This window comes from Pedobacter folensis (assembly GCF_056490665.1).
In genome coordinates this window covers 1,263,750-1,282,873 of sequence record NZ_JBWJIF010000002.1, presented here as the reverse complement: position 1 = coordinate 1,282,873, position 19,124 = coordinate 1,263,750, and the positions used below count along the sequence as shown (strand labels likewise).

16 protein-coding genes are annotated in these 19,124 nt (G+C 38.8%); 8 read left to right on the top strand and 8 right to left on the bottom strand.

All coding sequences use genetic code 11. The features are described from left to right. Nucleotides 1-213: 213 nt before the first annotated feature. The 4 genes from AC04QZ_RS14060 to cysS form a co-directional block, all read right to left on the bottom strand. Nucleotides 214-1,071 (bottom strand): nuclear transport factor 2 family protein, encoded by an 858-nt coding sequence (locus AC04QZ_RS14060; protein WP_478358262.1) that lies wholly within the window; start codon nucleotides 1,069-1,071, stop codon nucleotides 214-216. A gap of 88 nt (nucleotides 1,072-1,159) precedes the next feature. Continuing rightward, nucleotides 1,160-2,140 (bottom strand): M28 family peptidase, encoded by a 981-nt coding sequence (locus AC04QZ_RS14055; RefSeq protein WP_478358261.1) that lies wholly within the window; start codon nucleotides 2,138-2,140, stop codon nucleotides 1,160-1,162. A gap of 201 nt (nucleotides 2,141-2,341) precedes the next feature. After that, complete coding sequence (locus AC04QZ_RS14050) at nucleotides 2,342-2,728, bottom strand: endonuclease domain-containing protein (protein WP_478358260.1); 387 nt, start codon at nucleotides 2,726-2,728, stop codon at nucleotides 2,342-2,344. A 150-nt stretch (nucleotides 2,729-2,878) separates the two neighbouring features. Next, the gene (gene cysS / locus AC04QZ_RS14045; protein WP_086549113.1) at nucleotides 2,879-4,339 is read right to left on the bottom strand and encodes a cysteine--tRNA ligase; all 1,461 of its coding nucleotides are present in this window, start codon (nucleotides 4,337-4,339) and stop codon (nucleotides 2,879-2,881) included. 360 nt (nucleotides 4,340-4,699) lie between these two features. Between cysS and AC04QZ_RS14040 the strand changes: the two genes are divergently transcribed. Both AC04QZ_RS14040 and lipA read left to right on the top strand, forming a co-directional pair. Continuing rightward, nucleotides 4,700-5,131: a GNAT family N-acetyltransferase gene (locus AC04QZ_RS14040; protein ID WP_478358259.1), complete on the top strand. Its 432-nt coding sequence runs from the start codon at nucleotides 4,700-4,702 to the stop codon at nucleotides 5,129-5,131. 144 nt (nucleotides 5,132-5,275) lie between these two features. Next, on the top strand, nucleotides 5,276-6,169 hold the full coding sequence (lipA, locus tag AC04QZ_RS14035) for a lipoyl synthase (RefSeq protein ID WP_029278501.1): 894 nt from the start codon (nucleotides 5,276-5,278) through the stop codon (nucleotides 6,167-6,169). Between the two features lie 58 nt (nucleotides 6,170-6,227). Here the strand turns inward: lipA and AC04QZ_RS14030 are convergent, their stop codons facing one another. Next, entirely contained in the window at nucleotides 6,228-7,790 is a 1,563-nt protein-coding gene (locus AC04QZ_RS14030) for a TlpA family protein disulfide reductase (RefSeq protein WP_478358258.1), read from the bottom strand. A gap of 198 nt (nucleotides 7,791-7,988) precedes the next feature. Between AC04QZ_RS14030 and AC04QZ_RS14025 the strand changes: the two genes are divergently transcribed. Continuing rightward, nucleotides 7,989-8,540, top strand: coding sequence for an RNA polymerase sigma factor (locus tag AC04QZ_RS14025; RefSeq protein WP_057931209.1), 552 nt, complete (start codon nucleotides 7,989-7,991; stop codon nucleotides 8,538-8,540). Nucleotides 8,541-8,542: 2 nt separating this feature from the next. Beyond that, nucleotides 8,543-9,400, top strand: coding sequence for an anti-sigma factor (locus tag AC04QZ_RS14020; protein WP_478358257.1), 858 nt, complete (start codon nucleotides 8,543-8,545; stop codon nucleotides 9,398-9,400). 154 nt (nucleotides 9,401-9,554) lie between these two features. Here the strand turns inward: AC04QZ_RS14020 and AC04QZ_RS14015 are convergent, their stop codons facing one another. Together AC04QZ_RS14015 and AC04QZ_RS14010 are read right to left on the bottom strand one after the other, a co-directional pair. Then, a complete protein-coding gene (locus AC04QZ_RS14015; RefSeq protein WP_478358256.1) occupies nucleotides 9,555-10,256 on the bottom strand; it encodes an AIM24 family protein in 702 nt (233 codons plus the stop codon). A 128-nt stretch (nucleotides 10,257-10,384) separates the two neighbouring features. Continuing rightward, nucleotides 10,385-11,881, bottom strand: a complete 1,497-nt coding sequence (locus tag AC04QZ_RS14010; RefSeq protein ID WP_478358255.1) for an NAD(P)H-hydrate dehydratase — start codon at nucleotides 11,879-11,881, stop codon at nucleotides 10,385-10,387. 170 nt (nucleotides 11,882-12,051) lie between these two features. Here AC04QZ_RS14010 and yiaA point away from each other — a divergent pair, with 170 nt between their 5' ends. After that, nucleotides 12,052-12,459: an inner membrane protein YiaA gene (gene yiaA / locus AC04QZ_RS14005; protein ID WP_086549109.1), complete on the top strand. Its 408-nt coding sequence runs from the start codon at nucleotides 12,052-12,054 to the stop codon at nucleotides 12,457-12,459. Between the two features lie 49 nt (nucleotides 12,460-12,508). On the opposite strand, the gene AC04QZ_RS14000 is transcribed toward yiaA, so the two are convergent. Beyond that, nucleotides 12,509-14,605, bottom strand: a complete 2,097-nt coding sequence (locus AC04QZ_RS14000) for a M48 family metalloprotease (RefSeq protein WP_478358254.1) — start codon at nucleotides 14,603-14,605, stop codon at nucleotides 12,509-12,511. A gap of 207 nt (nucleotides 14,606-14,812) precedes the next feature. On the opposite strand from AC04QZ_RS14000, the gene eat reads away from it, so the two are divergent. From eat to AC04QZ_RS13985, 3 genes are all read left to right on the top strand, one after another. Further along, nucleotides 14,813-16,126, top strand: coding sequence for an ethanolamine permease (gene eat, locus AC04QZ_RS13995; RefSeq protein ID WP_478358253.1), 1,314 nt, complete (start codon nucleotides 14,813-14,815; stop codon nucleotides 16,124-16,126). Beyond that, nucleotides 16,126-17,487 carry a glutamine synthetase family protein gene (locus tag AC04QZ_RS13990; RefSeq protein ID WP_478358252.1) on the top strand — a complete coding sequence of 454 codons (1,362 nt, stop codon included), beginning with the start codon at nucleotides 16,126-16,128 and terminating at the stop codon, nucleotides 17,485-17,487. The genes eat and AC04QZ_RS13990 overlap by 1 nt, the downstream gene beginning before the upstream one ends. Before the next feature lie 434 nt (nucleotides 17,488-17,921). Continuing rightward, entirely contained in the window at nucleotides 17,922-19,070 is a 1,149-nt protein-coding gene (locus AC04QZ_RS13985) for an iron-containing alcohol dehydrogenase (RefSeq protein WP_478358251.1), read from the top strand. Nucleotides 19,071-19,124 lie beyond the last annotated feature (54 nt).

Below are 19,124 nucleotides of genomic sequence, written 5' to 3'. Positions count from 1 at the left end.
ACGTAAAATGTATAGTTTTATTTGTGGTAATAATTTTTGGAGCGCAAAAACAGTGCTTTTATTTAATGCTTGTTCCCGCTTTCCACTATATCCTTTCCGCTGTGCTACAAGGATGCCGTTTCAATCGGGGCTAAATTAGGCCTTAACTGCAAGTAAAGGAATAAAAAAAGGGCTTCTTTTTATGGAGAGCCCTCTTTAATTCACATTTGTTATTTATCTTTCTGCTGGTACAAAGGCTTGTACAATTAAGTTCCAACTTGCGTCAGCTCCCTTTTCATAAACGAAAACATAATTAAAACTTTCGCGTAAATCGGCCTTGTAATCAATCGTTGCAACACCATAGGTATAAGCCAAATCGCTGCCGATTGCCTTATCTACGCCTGTTGTTTTCAGGTTAATTTTGCTGATCATTCCGTTATAAAATGCAATAATTTTTCCTTTTCCGTCAATGGCTTCGTTGCCCGGGAAAAGTAAACGTGCATCGTTGGTTAAAAAACCTCCAAATGCTGCAATTCCATGTGTTTTTAACAAAGTATTTAATGTTTTCTCGGTGGTTAAGATAATTTCTTTCCCGGCCTTGATTTCTTTTTCATTTAAGAACTTAGGTGCCACATGATCTTTCGGTTCAATAAACTGTGGGCTAACTTTAGCTAAAGGTTTATTGCTTTCTGTACCTAAATCAATGGCTAATTTCCATCTGCCGTTTTCTGGTTTCCAGATCGATAAGTATTGGCCATATTTTTTCTCTGAAGTTCCAACTTCATATGGCCCGGTAGTGAAACCTAAATCGCCGCTACGTGATACTTTGGCCAGGTTTGGTGTCCATGTTACATCGTTTTCAGCATTGGCTTTACCCGCGTAAAAAGTTTTGGCATTAACCGGATTTGGTCTGAACACTAAAGTGCTCGTTGATGAATAGTCTATAAAAGCTTCTTTATCTCCATTTTTGGCAATTGACTTAACAAAATCCTTCTCAGCATTTACTAAAGATTTGGTTGTACCGTCGCTTTTTTGGGCAAAAGCACCTAAGGCTAAAAGCGAAGCTATTGCAGTTGAAAATAATTGTTTCATTATTAATTAAGATAATATGTTTGGCGAATATAAAATTTTCTTTGATCTATGGTCTTAAAAGTAATTAACAATTACACATTAAGGCTAATTATTTTTCTCTGTAAATGGTTTCTAAAACCGTTTGTCCGGTAGCCTTCAAAGTATTTTTATCAATATTGGCTAAGTTATCCAACTGTGTATGCCAGTTGATATAAAAGCCACTGTTATCACTATAATGGATAATATCAACAGAAGGAATACCAGCTTTGTTCATCCAAAAATGATCGTCCACTAATTTTCCGCTCGGAATTTTCGTAAAGTAAGAGGCATAGCCAATTTCATTGCCAATATCCCAAACCTGATTCACAATGTTTGGTGCAGCCTGGCGGGAGATTTCATCCTGCGTAAACTGTGCATTACCGCCACCAACCATATCGAGGTTAATGCCATACAAAGCCTTATACCCTGACGCAATTGCTTTTTTAGCCCAGTACTGAGAGCCTAAACACCAGGTAGTTTCGTCTGGTGTTTCGTCATTGGCCTTGCCATAATCTTCTAAATCCCACAACACGAAATCGACGCCAACACCTGGCTGTTTTTGCTGGATCTGACGAGCCATTTCCAAAATTACAGCTACCCCGCTGGCTCCATCATTGGCGGCATCGAAAGGTTTAGCATGGTTTGCTGGATCGGTGTCATGGTCAGAAAACGGGCGGGCATCCCAATGTGCTGTAATTAAAACCCTTTTCTTTTGATCTGGCTGAAAGGCAGCAACAATGTTTTTCAGCTGAAAGCTTTTCCCATCATAAGTTTGCGTGCGCTCGCCCTGGATACTTACCTCAGCACCGAACGATTTTAATTTTGCCACCAGATAAGCTGCACATTTCTGGTGTGCTTCTGTTCCTGGAATCCTTGGTCCAAAATCTACCTGCGCTTTGGTATAGGCATAAGCACTATCGGCATTAAAATCCGGAGAGGCTAAACGCAGTGGTTTTTCTCCGCTTTCATCAGCATTTTGATTTGTTTTATTCTGACATGCCTGAAAAGCGATTAATGCGAATAAAGGCAGTATTAAAAGTTTTTTATTCATTGTTTAATCTAACGGAAAATTGTTTGAAGTAGTGTAATGGTTTAGGTATTGGTATTCTTACTATTTCATCCCCCCTGCCCCCTTCAAAGGGGGACAGATGCCTTGATAAATTCAAAATGCATAGGGTTTATTTTTTCTTATAATTAACTCGTCCCCCTTTGAAGGGGGCTGGGGGATGACCCTATGAAAAAATCTTCCCTTTCAATGAGCCCGAGTATGATCTTGCTCCCATTCTGCAATAAAATATTGAATTGTCCTATTCACATTCTCGATATCGTTCATTACCTCATCATCGCTAAACCTCAGCACCTGAAAACCCAATGCTTTTAAAACGCTTTCACGCGCTCGATCTTTTTCAAATTGGCCCGCCCGCTCATGACTAAGTCCATCAACCTCGATAACCAACTTTAAATCCTTTGAGAAAAAATCTGCAATATAATTCGCGATCGGCCGCTGTCTTAAAAAAGAATATCCCAGCATTTTTTTATTCCTCAACAATTCGCACCACATTCTTATCTCTGCTTTGGTACTATCATTTCGATGAGCCCTGGCAAAAGTTTTTAGTTTAGGATTATAGTTGTTGTTCATAAGCGTATTTTATCTATTTTTCATCCCCCTGCCCCCTTTTGAAAGGGGAAGGGATCTGCACTTAAAAATAAAACTCACAAATGTATTTTCCTAGCGCTTAATTCCGTGGGCCCTTTGAAGGGGATTATAATGGCCTTACTCCAGTACTAACTACGCCTTACTCCAGGTAGTACCTTCTTTACCATCCTTAAGCTGGATGCCCAATTCCTGCAAACCAATACGGATACGATCAGAGGTTGCATAATCTTTATTTGCTTTTGCTTCCGTCCTTAAATTAATTACCATGTCCAAAACACCGTTTAAATCATTACCGCCGGCATCTTCATCTTTCAGTCCTAATATATCGAATACGAAATCGTTAATCAGCTGCTTTAACTTTTCTAAAGCTTCTGCAGAGATTTTAGCCTTACCATCGTAAACGGTATTGATAATTCTTACCGCTTCAAACAATTCGGCAATTAGAATCGGACTGTTAAAATCGTCGTTCATCGCATGGATGCATTTTTCTTTCAGTGCATCGATATCAAAATCACTCTGTTCAGCAGCAGTTAATTTATCTAACAAACCAATAGCAGCCATTAAGCGGCGGAATCCTTTTTCTGAAGCATCCAAAGCTTCATTCGAGAAATCTAAAGTACTGCGGTAATGTGCCTGCAGCATGAAAAACTTAACCGTCATCGGGCTAAAGCCTTTTTTCAGTAAAGGGTGATCGCCAGTAAATAACTCTAAAGGAAGAAAACCATTTCCCGCCGATTTAGACATCCGCGTACCGTTTACCGTGAGCATATTGGTATGCATCCAGTAACGGGCAGGTTGTTTATGGCTGCAAGCCTCAGACTGTGCAATTTCGTTGGTATGGTGCGTTGCCGCCAAATCCATTCCACCACCATGAATATCAAATTCGGCTCCTAAATATTTAGCACTCATGGCCGAACATTCAATGTGCCAGCCCGGAAAGCCCATACCCCATGGCGATTGCCATTGCATCAGGGTTTCTGGTTTTGCTTTTATCCAAAGCGCAAAATCTAACCGGCCATGTTTCTCATCCTGCCCACCCAGTTCGCGGGTATTGTTCAGCATATCTTCGAGATTGCGGTTGGTTAAAATGGTATAATTATATTCCTTACTATATTTTTCTACATCAAAATATACGTTGCCATCAACTTCGTAACCATAACCGTTGGCTATAATTATTTTGATCATTTCGATCTGCTCAATAATGTGGCCCGTAGCCGTAGGTTCGATACTTGGCGGCAGCGTGTTGAACATGCGCAATACATCATGGAAACCTAAAGTATACTTCTGTACAATTTCCATCGGCTCAAGCTGCTCTAATTTGGCACGTTTTGCAAACTTATCATCACCCTCATCCCGATCTCCTTCCAGGTGGCCGGCATCGGTAATATTACGTACATAACGCACTTTATAACCAGCATATTTAAGGTACCTGAAAATTAAATCGAAAGAAATAAATGTGCGGCAATTACCCAGGTGCACATCACTATAAACAGTAGGACCGCAAACATACATCCCAACATTGGGTGCATTTAAGGGTTGAAAAAGTTCTTTTTTGCGCGAAAGCGTATTATAAAGCTGTAAGCCAGTATTCATATTGCAAATGTAAGATTTAGTTAGAAAGTTAAAACGTTAAAAGTTGCAATGTTAAGGTTATGATTTTTAGCTAACATTTTAAATGGCAATTACTATCTATAGATTGTCATCCTAAGCCTGTCGAAAGGCCTTTAAAGAAGATCTAATATGGTCTGTTTCAGCTTACAGTTTTCTTTAACATTTAAAAAGGTAATTGCTGCTCATCGGTTAGGGCAGCCCCTCTTTCCGCTGTAGCTTCGCCGAAGGGGCTCAGGCTGCCGCTTCAATAGGGTTTAGGTTGGTTATTGCAGTGCTTTTGGCTTGTAAAACCTGTGCTAATTTTAAATCCTTATTTTAGCTTTACCTATCAAACATCAATAAATGGTTCTAATCAGAGAAATTTCGGAAAAAGATGCCGAAGGTGTAGCCAAACTATCTACACAACTGGGTTACGACAGTGACATCAGGCAAACGTCGGCCAGAATCAAACTCATCGCGAATAACAGCAATACCAATTGTGCATTTGTTGCTTTAATTGAGGACAAGGTAGCAGGCTGGATCCACGGTTTTTATACCTTAAGAATAGAATCCGATCCGTTTGTAGAAATTGGAGGCCTGATCGTAGATGAAACTTACCGAAACTTAAAAATCGGAAAGCAGCTGATTGAGCATGTTAACCTTTGGGCGAAAAAACATCAGGTAAAAAAACTAAAGGTAAGGTGTAACACCAAACGCACTGAAAGTCATAAATTTTATGAGCGCGTTGGCTTTAAAGAAAATAAACGGCAGGTCGCATTTGAAACAGACCTTTAGACTGGCTAACAAGGGCCTGCGCCGACTATTTAAGCTGACCACAATTAACCGATTAACCAGTTTAAACAATTAACCCATCAATTATTACAACCCTCAAACATTTCAATATTGTAACATTTCAATCCTATTCATTAACTTTGTGGCATGATTGATTTACCGGTAGTACCTGCTGTGACTGAAGTAAAACGTAAACCAGATTGGTTACGTGTTAAATTACCCGTGGGCAAAGAATATGCACAGGTTCGCAGTTTAGTCGATACACACAAGCTCCATACCATTTGCGAAAGTGGCAATTGTCCTAATATGGGCGAATGTTGGGGTGCAGGTACGGCAACATTCATGATTTTAGGAAACATCTGTACCCGCAGTTGCTCTTTCTGCGCTGTGGCAACCGGCCGCCCTTTAGCCGTTGATGTTGATGAACCTAACCGCATTGCCGATTCGGTACGATTAATGGGCGTTAAACATTGTGTAATTACTTCGGTAGATCGTGATGATTTAAAAGATGGCGGCTCAATCATCTGGGCAGAAACCTTACAGGCCATCCGCAGAGAAAGCCCGATTACCACTTTAGAAACCTTAATCCCTGATTTTAAAGGTCAGTGGGATAATTTATACCGCGTATTAGAAGAAAGACCAGAAGTGGTTTCGCACAATATGGAAACGGTTAAGCGTTTAACCAAACAAGTACGCATCCAGGCTAAATACGACAGAAGTTTAGAAGCGCTAAAAAGAATTTCAGAATTTGGCCTAAGAACAAAAACAGGCATTATGCTTGGATTGGGCGAAACCGAAGAAGATATTTTCGAAGCCATGGACGATTTGGTTGCCAATGGTGTTCATATTTTAACTTTAGGACAGTACTTACAACCTACACGCAACCACCATCCGGTTGTAGATTGGATCCACCCTGATACCTTTGCTATGTATAAAGAAGCTGGTTTAGCAAAAGGCTTGAAATATGTAGAAAGTGGTCCGCTCGTACGCTCATCTTATCATGCAGAAAAACACCTTTTCCCGATTGAGGGAATTGCTTAACTCAAATATCTAAAGATTAAGAAGGTTTTAAGTCACTTTACTGAATATTAAAATCTTCTTAGTTTTTTCTGAGCGCAGCATCGAGTTCATTATTACCAATATTTCCTGATAGCTGATCCATCCGTGGTGCATTATTATTCGCCATAGTACCGTCTTTATTAATAATTACGTAATGTGGAATCCCGTTAACCCCATAAGTTTTACAAACCGGGTTTTTGACCCAACCTTCGGCTATTAAGTTTACGCCAGTTAGCTTGTACTGCTTAATTGCATTTTTCCAGGCTTTCTCTCCACTATCTACACAGATATTTATAAAAACAACATCTTTATCTTGATAACCCTCATGCAGTTTTGCTTCATAGTTTTCAATATCATAAATGCAAGGTCCGCAACCCACTCCCCAAAAATCGATATACACAACTTTACCTTTAAAATCGCTTAGCGAAACGGTTTTTCCTTTATCATTAAGCAATGAAAAATTAGGCGCTTGTAAGCCGGGTTTTAAATTTTTGGCCAAATGGTATTTTTCTTCTAAGGTCTTTTTAAAATAGGGCGTTTTTGCTTGCGGAAGATAAAAATTATACACTTCTTCTACATTTAGAAATGAATAATGATCAAATCCAAACATAATACAGCTCGTAATAAACCAATCTTCAATTAGTGTTGATTGAAAAGCTGCTTTGGCGATATAATAATCTTTAAAACTAAAATTAGTTGGACTGCTTTTTTGGGTTTCTCTTACATATCTATCAATTGGAGAGGCAAAACGAATGTAGTTGAACATAAACGCCCTGTACTCCGGCAGATCTATAAAATATCTTTCGTTACAGATTTTATAATTATCGCGATCATCCAGAATCCCATACTTTAAAAACTTTGAAGCCTTTCCGTTTATATTGCCTTCAATCATTGGCAGTTTATAAGTACCATCTTCGGCCATATTAAGAGAAAACCGACCCAATAGCTTAGCATCTCTAAGCCAGGATGCATATGAAAAATAGTTGTTAGAAAGCAAATATGATGTAGAACTGCTTGTAGCGTTGGTTGTATCTTTTGATAAAATAAACTTTACTTTTTTATTGTACATATTATTCAGCAGATCAAATTTTGCTTGCTCAGACAAAGTTTCACGCTCTTTATACAAACGATTTCTCAACTCCGTTTCTGGTACTCTAAAATTATTATAGATACCCCACTCAGTTTTTAAAGTCGCTGTTCTAATGGCCTTATTTGAATTTAAACTAAAGGAGGTTTTAAAGTTCTTTTCATCCCAGTTTAATAAAACCGTATCGCCATCGGCAACAGTAATGGTTATAGCATCATCATTTAAATAAAGATAAAGTTGCTGGCTGTTAATAATTGGGAATGATTTTTCAAATGATCCATCTTTATTAAAATCTACGAAATAGCTTTCATTATTGTGAAGATAGCCTGTAATGGCAAATTCGAAAAATTTATCCTTTAAATTTTTCGCTTTACCTTTTAACACGAAAGCCCCTTGTTTACCAAAATTGCTTAACATATCTTCTTCACTTAACGTATTGCCTTTCTTTTGGGCAAACATAGGTAAGCTAAAAAGTAGGAGCGCAATAATTGCTGTAGATTTAAGAGCAGTTTTCATAAAGAGTTATAGTTTTTCGTTTATGCTAAATTAAAACTATATACCCATACCTAGCTGTTAAAAATAGTTAAACGTTATCGATTCAGTCACTTTATCAGCGGTTTAAAATATTAATAGAATAACATATTCCTTAACGGAATGCATTTATAAAACATTTTTTTGCTTTTACTGTTCTGTATTGTATCTTAGTAACCCATAGTGACTGCATTAAAAAAATTAACCCTAACTGAGCCTGAACTTGTTCAAGCACTGCAATCGAAAGATCCCGCGGTTCTAAAAACACTGTACAGCATGTATTCGTCAGCGCTTTATGGCGTTATTTCGCGGATTATCACACACACTGAGCTTGCTGAAGATGTACTACAAGAAACTTTTGTAAAAATTTGGCAGTCTGCTGCACACTATGACAATACCAAAGGACGTTTGTTTACGTGGATGATGAACATTGCCCGCAATTTATCAATCGATAAACTACGTTCTAAAGATTTTAAGAATTCACTCAAAAACCAAGATATAGAAAATAACGTAAGTTTCGTTGATGAACAAAACAAGGTTACGTTTAATCCTGATATCCTTGGAGTTAAGCAACTTGTAGACAACCTTAAACCGGATTTACAAGCAGTTCTTGATTTAGTTTATTACAAGGGTTTCACCCATGTGGAAGCCGCAGAAAAGTTAGATCTGCCATTAGGTACGGTGAAAACCCGGATCCGTTTGGCTATTATTGAATTGAGAAGGAATTTTAATTGAGCGTGGAAAATTTAAAAGCATATATCGAATCTGGAGTACTTGAACTGTACGTTTTAGGTGATTTATCACCTGAAGAAGCGTTGCAGGTTGAGGAAATGGCATCTCAACACCCTGAGGTAAGAGATGAAATAGCTGCTATTGAGCAAGCTATGGAACAATATGCTATGCAAAATGCTGTAGAACCATCTGCAGATGTAGAAACAAGATTATTCGAAAAGTTGGGCTTAAGTGAAGTTGAAGAGCAGGTGAATGTTCAACCCGAACCAATTTATACAGAAGAACCAAGAATTATACGTTTAGATGGAAGTGATGCCAAAGTAAGAACTTTGCGTTACGCCTTAGTTGCCTGTATAGCTTTATTGGTAGTTAGTACCGCAGCATTGTTTATTACCTACAACAAGTTAAATGCCGCACATGATCAAATTGCGAGTTTAAGCCTGGATAAACAAAAATTTGCTGGCGTAGTGAGCAAGTTAGAGTTTGAAAACCAGGGCTTAGGTAATATGGCTGCAATGGCCGATAGTAAAGAATGGGCAACCATCAGAATGGCTGGTCAGGCTTTTAGCCCAACCTCGAAAATGAAAGTTTACTGGAACAAGAAAGATAAAAGTGTGCTGATTAACTACGTGGCCATGGATTTACCAAAAACCGATGCAGCACATCAATATCAGTTATGGGCTTTGGTGAACGGAAAACCGGTAAGTTTAGGTGTATTTGGCAAAACTGATTCGACCAATAATGAGGCATTGGTAAAAATGCAGGCCATTCAGGAAGCACAGGCATTTGCAGTAACAATAGAGCCTATGGGCGGAAGTGTTAATCCAACAATGGATAAACTTACCGTAATGGGTGGTGTTTAAGTAGAAATTATTTAATCAAAATATTAAATCCCAGCATTTATAAATGCTGGGATTTTTTTTTTGCAAGCAGCATATCGTCATTCCCGCGCAGGCGGGAATCTTAAAGCTATTGCATTACGATTCCAATCAAGTTGGGAATGACAATGCTACTATATTAAGATTTCGCCGCGTACTTCACCTCTTCGTAAGGTTGTACCAATACCCATCCCTCACCAAAAAACTCTAATTGGAAAGATTCGCCACTGCCTCTTCCAATAAAAGAACCAAAAGTTAAATTGGTTTTAATGTTTGGTGTTAAGTTTTCAGACCAGGCCACTGTAGCATTAGGATCGGTATACACCGGTTGATTACCCGTAACCCTTAATAAAATAGGTTCGCCATGGGTGGTAATGGCAATATAACCGCTACCTGATAATTTAACCTGAAATAAACCACCGCTCATCATACCGGCAATGCTTTTGAGCATTTTTATTTCGTTTTTGATACTGTCTTCTAAAGCCAGCACATCATTACCGTTTACAAAAACGGCTTCATTTTGGAGTTTGATGATCTTTACTTTTTTGCCTTCATCGGCCAGATATAATTTACCGGTACCCGTGGCGTGCATCAGCGAAGTCCCTTCACCAGATATGGCTTTTTTTAATAAACCGCCTAAACCTTTGCTCAATAGTCCTTCTCTTTTAAAGTCTATATTTCCAATGTAAGCCACCATCGAACCCGCTTTAGCCAATATTTTTTGATTTTTTAGATTTACCTCCAGCATGGCGGGTTTTTCTAATTCGAAAAAATCGTTTTCATTTGGGTTTTCTGCCGATTCCTGAATTAATTCATTCAGCGTATACTCTTTTTGTGCCATAATAATTAGTTTTCCGTTTTTAAGATATCTGTTATTTTAAATTCCTTTAAGCTATAAATTATAAACTAGAAGCATAGTAGATTATTTCCGCTTTTTTTTCCACAATTGTGGTTAACTACACGGCAAAACTATTTGAAAATGAGCAATTTAATTTCTTTTGACACCCTCTCAGCAACCTGTGAGGCGGTAACTACAAAGTGTTCGTGCGCTAAATAATCGCCTGCTTTTCCATGGATGTAGCAAGCTAAAACAGCAGCATCTGTAGCTGAATATTGCTGCGCAATAAAGCCTGCAATAATACCAGTAAGAATATCACCCATTCCCCCTTGCGCCATTGCCGGATTACCATTGGGATTGATGAGCACCTTGCCCGTTGGCAGGCAGATAAAAGTATATTGATTTTTAAGTACGATCACCATCTTAAGCTTTTGGGCTTGTTCTTGTGCTGTTTGCACCCTATCCCACCAGCTGTCGTGTTCACCGAATAAGCGATCGAACTCTTTCATGTGTGGGGTGATAATGGTATTTGCGGCCAGCTTATCGATGAGATCGGGCCGTTCGCCCAAAATATTTAAAGCATCTGCATCGATGATCATGGCCTGGTTGGCCAAAATCAGGCTTTCGAGCAGTTTTTCATTTTCAGATCCGGTAGCTAAACCCGGACCAATAGCGATTGCCTGATATTTCTTTGGGTTTTCTATCCTCGTATATTCATCTCTTGGCAGCGCCATAACTTCTGGCAAGGAGGTATTTAAAGCGATTAATCCACTTGGTGGGATGCAGGCCGTAGTTAATCCGGCACCCGCGTGCAAACAGGCCATCGAAGAAAGCAAAGCCGCGCCCATGGTATTGGTATTTCCTGCGATGATTAGTGAGTGGCCATAGGTGCCTTTATGGCTAAACAATTTTCGGGGCTGCAGGATGTTTTCGATATCACTTTCTTCCACCAAATAAAAATCGGAATCCTGTTTTTGGATAAAAGCCTCATTCAGATCAATATCAACTACCTCATATTTTTCAGTTGCCAGGGCCGACTCAGGGAAGAAAAAATTAATCTTCGGCCGTTGGAAACAAATTGTTTTATAGGCTTTTATACCATTGTAATCTTTAGGCAGCTTACCTTCGGCAAAAAAACCGGTGGGTACATCAACTGCATATACTTTTTTATTCAGCTTGTTAATGGCCTGTACCAGCTGTTCAAATTCGCCGCTTAAAGGTTTATTTAAACCAGAGCCTAAAATGGCATCGATAATTAAATCGGCTTTCAGATTCTTTAAATCAGAAGCCTGGTTAATGATTGTTTTTTTGCAGCGTGTTTCCTCAATCCGTTGCAGGTTGATGGCAAAATCGTCGCTTTGTTTTTTACTGAAATTGATGATGTAAACTTTTATATTCTCATATCCGTTGGCAATAAGCAAGTGGGCAATCGCCAATCCATCTCCACCATTATTTCCCTTACCGCAAAAAATGGCAACACTTTTATTAGTATCGAACTCGTTTCTTAAAAAATGCTGAACAAAAGCACGCGCAGCCTTTTCCATCAGATCGATAGAGGCAATGGGTTTATTGGCAATGGTAAACTGATCGGCACTGCGCATTTGGGCAGAGGTAAGCAATGTTCGCATATAACTAAGATAAGATTATACAGCTACAATGCAAAAGACCTGGATTTTGTTTGGTTCATTACATGGTAAGGTGTTCGTTTTCCAAAATAATTTAAAATACTATCTTTTAATTTTTATACCTTTTGCCAATCTTTAGCGTTGTCTATTGAATTAAATTAAATCTCAAAACAATGAATCAAAAACCATCGAATGCATTCGTGGCTGCTGCCTGGCTTGCATTAGGTATCGGAATGATCGGCTTTATTGTAGGCCTGTGGCGTTCTGATATGCTTCTCAATGAAAAAGGATATTATTTTACCGTATTGATGTTTGGCCTTTTCGCCGTAATCTCATTACAAAAAGCTGTTCGCGATAAATTGGAAGGAATTCCGGTTACTGAAATTTATTATGGTATCAGTTGGTTTTCTACCCTATTAACCATCACCTTACTGGTAATTGGTTTGTGGAATGCTACGCTGCTGCCCAGCGAAAAAGGATTTTATGCCTTTGCCTTTTTACTCTCGCTGTTTGGCGCCATTACGGTGCAGAAAAATACGAGAGACAGCCAGATTGCGAATAAGAACCGCGATTCGGAATAAGCATTTAAGCCAGTAAAATTAATTACTGGCTTTTTTATTTAAGCATAGATTAGCCCACGAGTAGCTTATCAGTTTTGCTCAGATTCATATTTTCTAATTCGACCTGAAAATCAAGCAATTTCTTTTTTGATTTAAAATTTGTAACGTTAATAATCTTTGCAAATAACTGGATCGATTCAAAAAGTTCGTCTACCTGGAAATTAAAATAGCTGCCGCCTGCAAAATACTTATAATCTGAGGCCATAAATTTTTCAATCAGTTCTTTCTCTTCCACAGAGATCTGTTCATCATATAAAGGGTTTGTCAGTAACTTTAAAAATTCTTCTTTAAAGATTATTTCTTCATCCTTAACCAGATACATCTGTTGTTCAATGGTTTCAACAGCCGTGCGCATATGCATAAAGGAAGTAACCTCACTGATTTTATTATGGCATTTAGTCTGACTTTCTAAAAGTGAATGAATGGTTTTGTAATGACCGTAAAAATTTACAAATTCCTCATTTCGTCCTTGTTCGTAGGCAAGGCATAAATAATATTCAAAAATCCGTTGATCTAATTTTTTCAACTGATCATCCAATTCTTTAGATTCACTTTCTAAACGTTTAATCAATTCCGAACAATCCTCTTGTGTGTACCTTTGTCCGTCATAATCAAAGGTTTTAACTTCAAAAGTCTTATCCTCGATCTGTTTTAGTATATTTAAATCGTCGTTAATACCATCCTGAAGATATATCAAACTTAAATTTTCATCACTAAAAAAATCACTGGCCTGTAGCTGAATGGAGAATTCCGGTTTTTCAAAGGCATCTGAACCCAGCTCATTTAGCGGATTTCTGAAATCAAAATAGCCATTGTATAACTGATGAAAAGCATTTTCCCGCTGATTTTCAAAAAAATCTTCTTCAAACTTGCCTGCGTCTGAAACTATAGGAGAATCACCATAATCTATTGCATCGAAGAGTTTTTTTGTGACCTCTTCAAGAACCGCATCTTTATTCACCAATAAATCTATTGCTATACCGGCCCCATAACTCTTCAACGGGAAATTCAATTGTCGGAGATGTGCTACACGATCTGCTGTACTTGGATGTGAAGACCATTGATCTTTCAGAACGAGTTTACTTTTGTTGAATTTGTTGTAATGTTCATCTGATACGATTGGAAGATTGTGTTCTGTTTTGATATGTTGAAGACCGGCATAAAAATCCATTACAAATTTTTGCTGCGGAAAAATGTTATTGGTTTTTTCCTTATCCTTTATTTTATCGTTATAATAATTAAACACGTTGTTTAAAGAATGGTCGGCGAGGTGTAAGCGGTGAAGAGCTGTAATTAAAGCATCAGAGCCAGCAACACTTGCAGCCACTGTATCCGCATGGAATTCCATTTCTCTGGAGAGTGCCAAATGATTCAGGTTAACAACATCATAAATCTTCTTTAAGATGAACTGGATTCCACTAATTATCTTACCAGCTAAAACAACAAAAATGGCGAAGTAATTACTTATACCCGCTAACTTTTGTGCAAAATTACCATAACCTTCGTTTTCGTAGAGTGTATTATAGATTACTTGATTAACATTGTACACATAACTCCCGGTACGCATACTTTTTTGTGAAAAATGACCAAACTCATGCGCAAGAATCGCCTTTAGCTCATCAATTGATATGGTATTCATAAGCCCTAAGCCAATATGCAGGTTTTTTCTTACCGGAAGAAACATGCTCCAGAAACTGGAATCATAAAATACAGATGCATTAACTTCAGACGAAAAGTAAACCTTTTTAGGAAAATCAGTACCTACTTCAGCCACAATTTCATCAATCATTTTAAAAAGCTCAGGCTGTTCTGCTTTTGTAACCTGCGTTAAATGAGAACGGTCTATTTTGTTAATCTTGAATATAAACTTTACCAGGAAAATTAAAATTAACACACCAAAGCAGATCAAGCCGCCACCCAGCATAATCGTAAGAAACATTGGTTTGGCTGCAATTAGCATAAGGCCTGCAATTGCAGAAAGTACCGTTAAACCAACGGCTGCAGAAACTAATATAAGGTAGGTTAATACAAATAGCCAAATAGCCTGTACAGACTTGGCCGCCATCTTTTTAAAATTTGCAGATGGCTGGAGAGCGTTTTCGTGCATAAAAATATTGTTTGGTTATGCAATATAACAAAACTGGTAAACGCTTAAAAGCGCTGCAAAAAAATAACAATAAATTATTACAGCAATTGCCAGTGGTAGTAAAATGATTCGAAAATAATTACTACTTTAAACACCAGATACCGAAGCTAATAGTTTATCATTTTCGAGCAATTAATATAAACCTATTTTAATCTTATCATCCTGTCAATGGAACAAAAAGATAGCTTAAAGAAAACCCTTACGCCCTTTATGCTGTGGGGACTTGGTGTAGGATATGTGATTTCGGGGATGTATTTCGGTTGGAACTTAGGTCTTGAAAAGGGCGGCACACTGGGTATGGCCATCGCTACGGTTGCCATTATGGTAATGTATGTTACCTTTAGTTTCAGCTATGCCGAACTGGCCTGTGCGATACCAAAAGCCGGTGGTGTTTTCGATTATGCCAATACCGCACTGGGTAAAAACATCGGTTTTATTGCAGGTATAGCTCAAATGGTCGAGTTTATATTTGCACCACCTGCCATTGCCTTTGCCATTGGGGCTTATTTTAATGCTTTCTTTCCACAGGTCCCCATACTCACCAGTGCAATTGCGGTCTACTTTATCTTTACTGCCCTAAATGTATATGGCGTAAAAGCTGCTGCTTCGTTCGAAGTGATTATTACCGTTTTGGCCGTTGGCGAACTGCTTTTATTCTCTGGAATTACCCTACCTAAATTCCATGCAGAAAACCTGATCCACAATAATTTCCCAAATGGCTGGAGTGGTGTTTTTGCGGCTATTCCATTTGCCATCTGGTTTTTCCTGGGTATAGAAGGCGTTGCAAATGTAGCCGAAGAAACCAAAAATCCACAGCGCGATATCAGTAAAGGTTTTGGCTGGGGCATATTTACGTTGGTTGTTTTATGTGTACTTGTTTTTATCTCCACCATTGGTATTGGTGGTTGGGAAGCCATTGTATATAAAAATGGTAAATCGGGCGAAACTTCTGATTCACCTTTACCACTTGCCCTTTCGATGATCACAGGCGATAATCACCTGATGTATCACTTACTGATTACTGTGGGCTTATTTGGCCTGGTGGCCTCCTTCCATGGCTTGGTTTTGGCTGCTGGACGCTCTACTTACGAGATGGGACGGGTGAAAAGCATTCCGGCTATTTTAGGTAAAATCTCGCCAAAATTTCAAACCCCTGCAAATGCATTAATTGGCAATATGGTAATTGGTATCATTGCGCTTTTATCAGGTAAAACTGCAGAAATTATTATCATTTCTGTTTTTGGCGCATTAACCTTATATATTATTTCGATGATTTCGGTTATGGTACTGCGGAAAAATAAACCTGAAATGGCAAGACCTTTCAAAACCCCTGTTTATCCGTTGTTTCCCATCATTGCCCTGATTATTTCATGCGTTTCTTTCATCGCAATGCTGATTTATAATCTTAAATTAGGTTTAATTTATTCGGGCATTGTTTTAGGCATATTTCTTCTATACAAAATCTTTAAAAAGGCAGATTAATGAGTACGAGCAAAGAAATTCTGGATTACGTTAAAAATCACCCCTCTGGAAAAGTAAAATTAGCGATTGCCGATATCGACGGTATTTTAAGGGGAAAATATGTAGCTGCCGAAAAATTTGCATCACTGGTTGAAGGCCGCCTGGGTTTTTGCGACGTTACCTTTGGTTGGGATGCGGGTGATGTGGCTTACGAAAACGGAAAATATACAGGCTGGCATACTGGCTATCCCGATGCACAGGTTAAAATCGACCTGACTACCTTCCGAAAAATTCCCTGGGAAAATGAGGTACCCTTCTTTTTGGGCGATTTTATTAACGATCAGGATCAACCAAATGCTGTATGTCCGAGGCAGTTGCTAAAAAAAGTGATTACCGAATGTGAAAACGAAGGCTTCTCTCCCTTGTTTGCACAAGAATTTGAATGGTTTAATTTTTCGGAAACACCAGAAAGCATCCACGAGAAAGGTTTTGCCAATTTAAAACCTTTAAGTCCGGGTATGTTTGGTTATTCCATTTTGAGGAGCACCTACCGAAACGAATTTATGAGCGATCTGTTCGATCTGCTGAACAAATTCGATATCCCAATTGAAGGTTTACATACTGAAACCGGACCGGGGGTTTACGAAGCAGCCATCAAATATGCTCCGGCTTTACAAGCTGCCGATCAGGCGATATTATTTAAAACCGCCGTAAAAGAAATCGCTTATAAACATGGCATCCTCGCCACATTTATGGCTAAAATAAGTGAAAATTTACCAGGATGCAGTGGTCATGTGCACCAAAGCTTGTGGGATGCGAACAAAAAAACCAACTTATTCTACGATGAAAAAGATGCAGATCAAATGAGCGAAACAATGAAAAGTTATATCGCTGGTCAGCTGCACTGTCTCCCATACCTGTTACCAATGATTGCCCCTACCATAAACAGTTACAAACGTTTAGTTGAAGGTGCATGGGCACCCACTACAGTAACCTGGGGGATTGATAACCGCACAACCGCCTTACGCGCACTACCGGGGAGCAAAAAGGCTTCTCGTTTAGAAACCCGGATCGTAGGTTCTGATACCAATCCGTATCTGGCACTTTCAGCTTGTTTAGCTGCCGGAATGTATGGCGTTAAAAACAAGCTTAAATTGAACCAAACCGCCACGAAGGGAAATGGATATATAGATCTATCGAATGGCGTGTTATCGCGAAATTTATTCGAGGCGACACAAAAGATGAAAAATTCTGACTTAGCCGCAACATTATTGGGCAAAGATTTCGTTGATCATTTTACCATGACCCGTGAATGGGAATGTAAACAATATGCCAAAGTGGTAACCGATTGGGAGCTGAAAAGGTATTTAGAGATTATTTAGCCTAAAGTGTTCATGCTGAAAAATCAAATTTATAGAAAAAACAATGATTAAAGATGAGAGAATACGGGTCACCGTCATTCCCAACTTGATTGGGAATCCTAATGCCTTGGCAGGTTTTGTAGGTTGCATTAAGATTCCCGCATGCACGGGAATGACGACCTTTTTTTTTAAAATCTGTGATTGGTAACTTGATTCAGAATCAAAACAGATTAACACACCTAGCCCTAGATGAACTCAGGTGGCTAAGGTGGTAAAACAAATAAAAACATGCTAGAATGTTGACCACTTAAGTCACCTTAGAACACCTCAGCTAACTGTAAATATTTGTTTTTTAATAAACGTAAAATAACAACTCACCTTTAGGTGTGCTCAGGTGGCCAAAATAAATTATAAAAAATAACCTTAGTTACCTAAGACTGTAAAAAATAAGTATCATGATATTTGATAAAATCCATCAGTTTAATTTTCCTACAACCATCCGTTTTGGTGCAGGGGCGGTAAAAGAATTACCGGCCTATTTAAGCAAGCACAATTTAAAGGCGCCATTAATTGTTACCGACACTACCATCGCACAACTTCCGTTTTTCAAAAGAATTGTTGAAGATTTAGATGCAAAGGGTATTGCTGTAGAAGTTTTTAGCGACATCCACAAAAACCCGGTAAAGAGCGATGTTTACAAAGGCACCGAAGTTTGGGATGCCACCAACCGCGATAGTATTATTGGGATTGGCGGTGGTGCCGCTTTAGATGTTGCCCGTGCAATTGTACTTCGTGTTAACCACCGCGAAGACTTATTTAAATACGATGATTTAATTGGTGGCGATATTTATGTAACGAACGATGTTCCACATTTCATCACCATTCCAACCACGTCGGGTACCGGAAGCGAGGTAGGCCGCAGTGCCATTATTGCCGATGATGAAACCCATCAGAAAAAAATCCTGTTCTCGCCAAAATTAATGGCGCAGATTGTATTTGCAGACCCGGAGTTAACCATGGATTTACCGCCTTTTATCACTGCCGCAACAGGTATGGATGCGCTGACGCATAACATGGAAGCTTATCTGGCCAAAAATTTCCACCCCATGTGTGATGGAATCGCACTGGAGGGCATTTCATTGATTAAAGATGCTTTGGAACGGGCAACCAACAATCCTGATTTAGAGAGCCGCAGTAAAATGTTAATGGCTTCGATGATGGGTGCAATCGCCTTTCAAAAAGGTTTGGGCGTCGTGCATTCACTGGCGCATCCGCTTTCGTCATTGTTAGATACCCATCATGGTTTGGCCAATGCAGTGAATATTCCTTACGGCATGCAGTTTAATATTGCAGGTTTTGAAGACCGTTTTAAAAAAATTGCCCGTACGTTAGACCTTAAAGATGAAAATGGCGAAGCTGTTGTAAAATATCTGTTCGATTTAAATACAAAGGTGAATATTCCGCATAAATTGAGTGATATTGGCGTTAAAAATGAACACATCGAAACACTTGCCGATTTAGCCTTTGCAGATTTTGCACATCCGAACAACCCTAAACCGGTAAGCAGAGCAGATTTTAAACAATTGTATTTAACTGCACTATAGATCAGGATTAAAAGAATCGGTGTAATCATTCCGAAGGAAAAAGAAGATAAATCA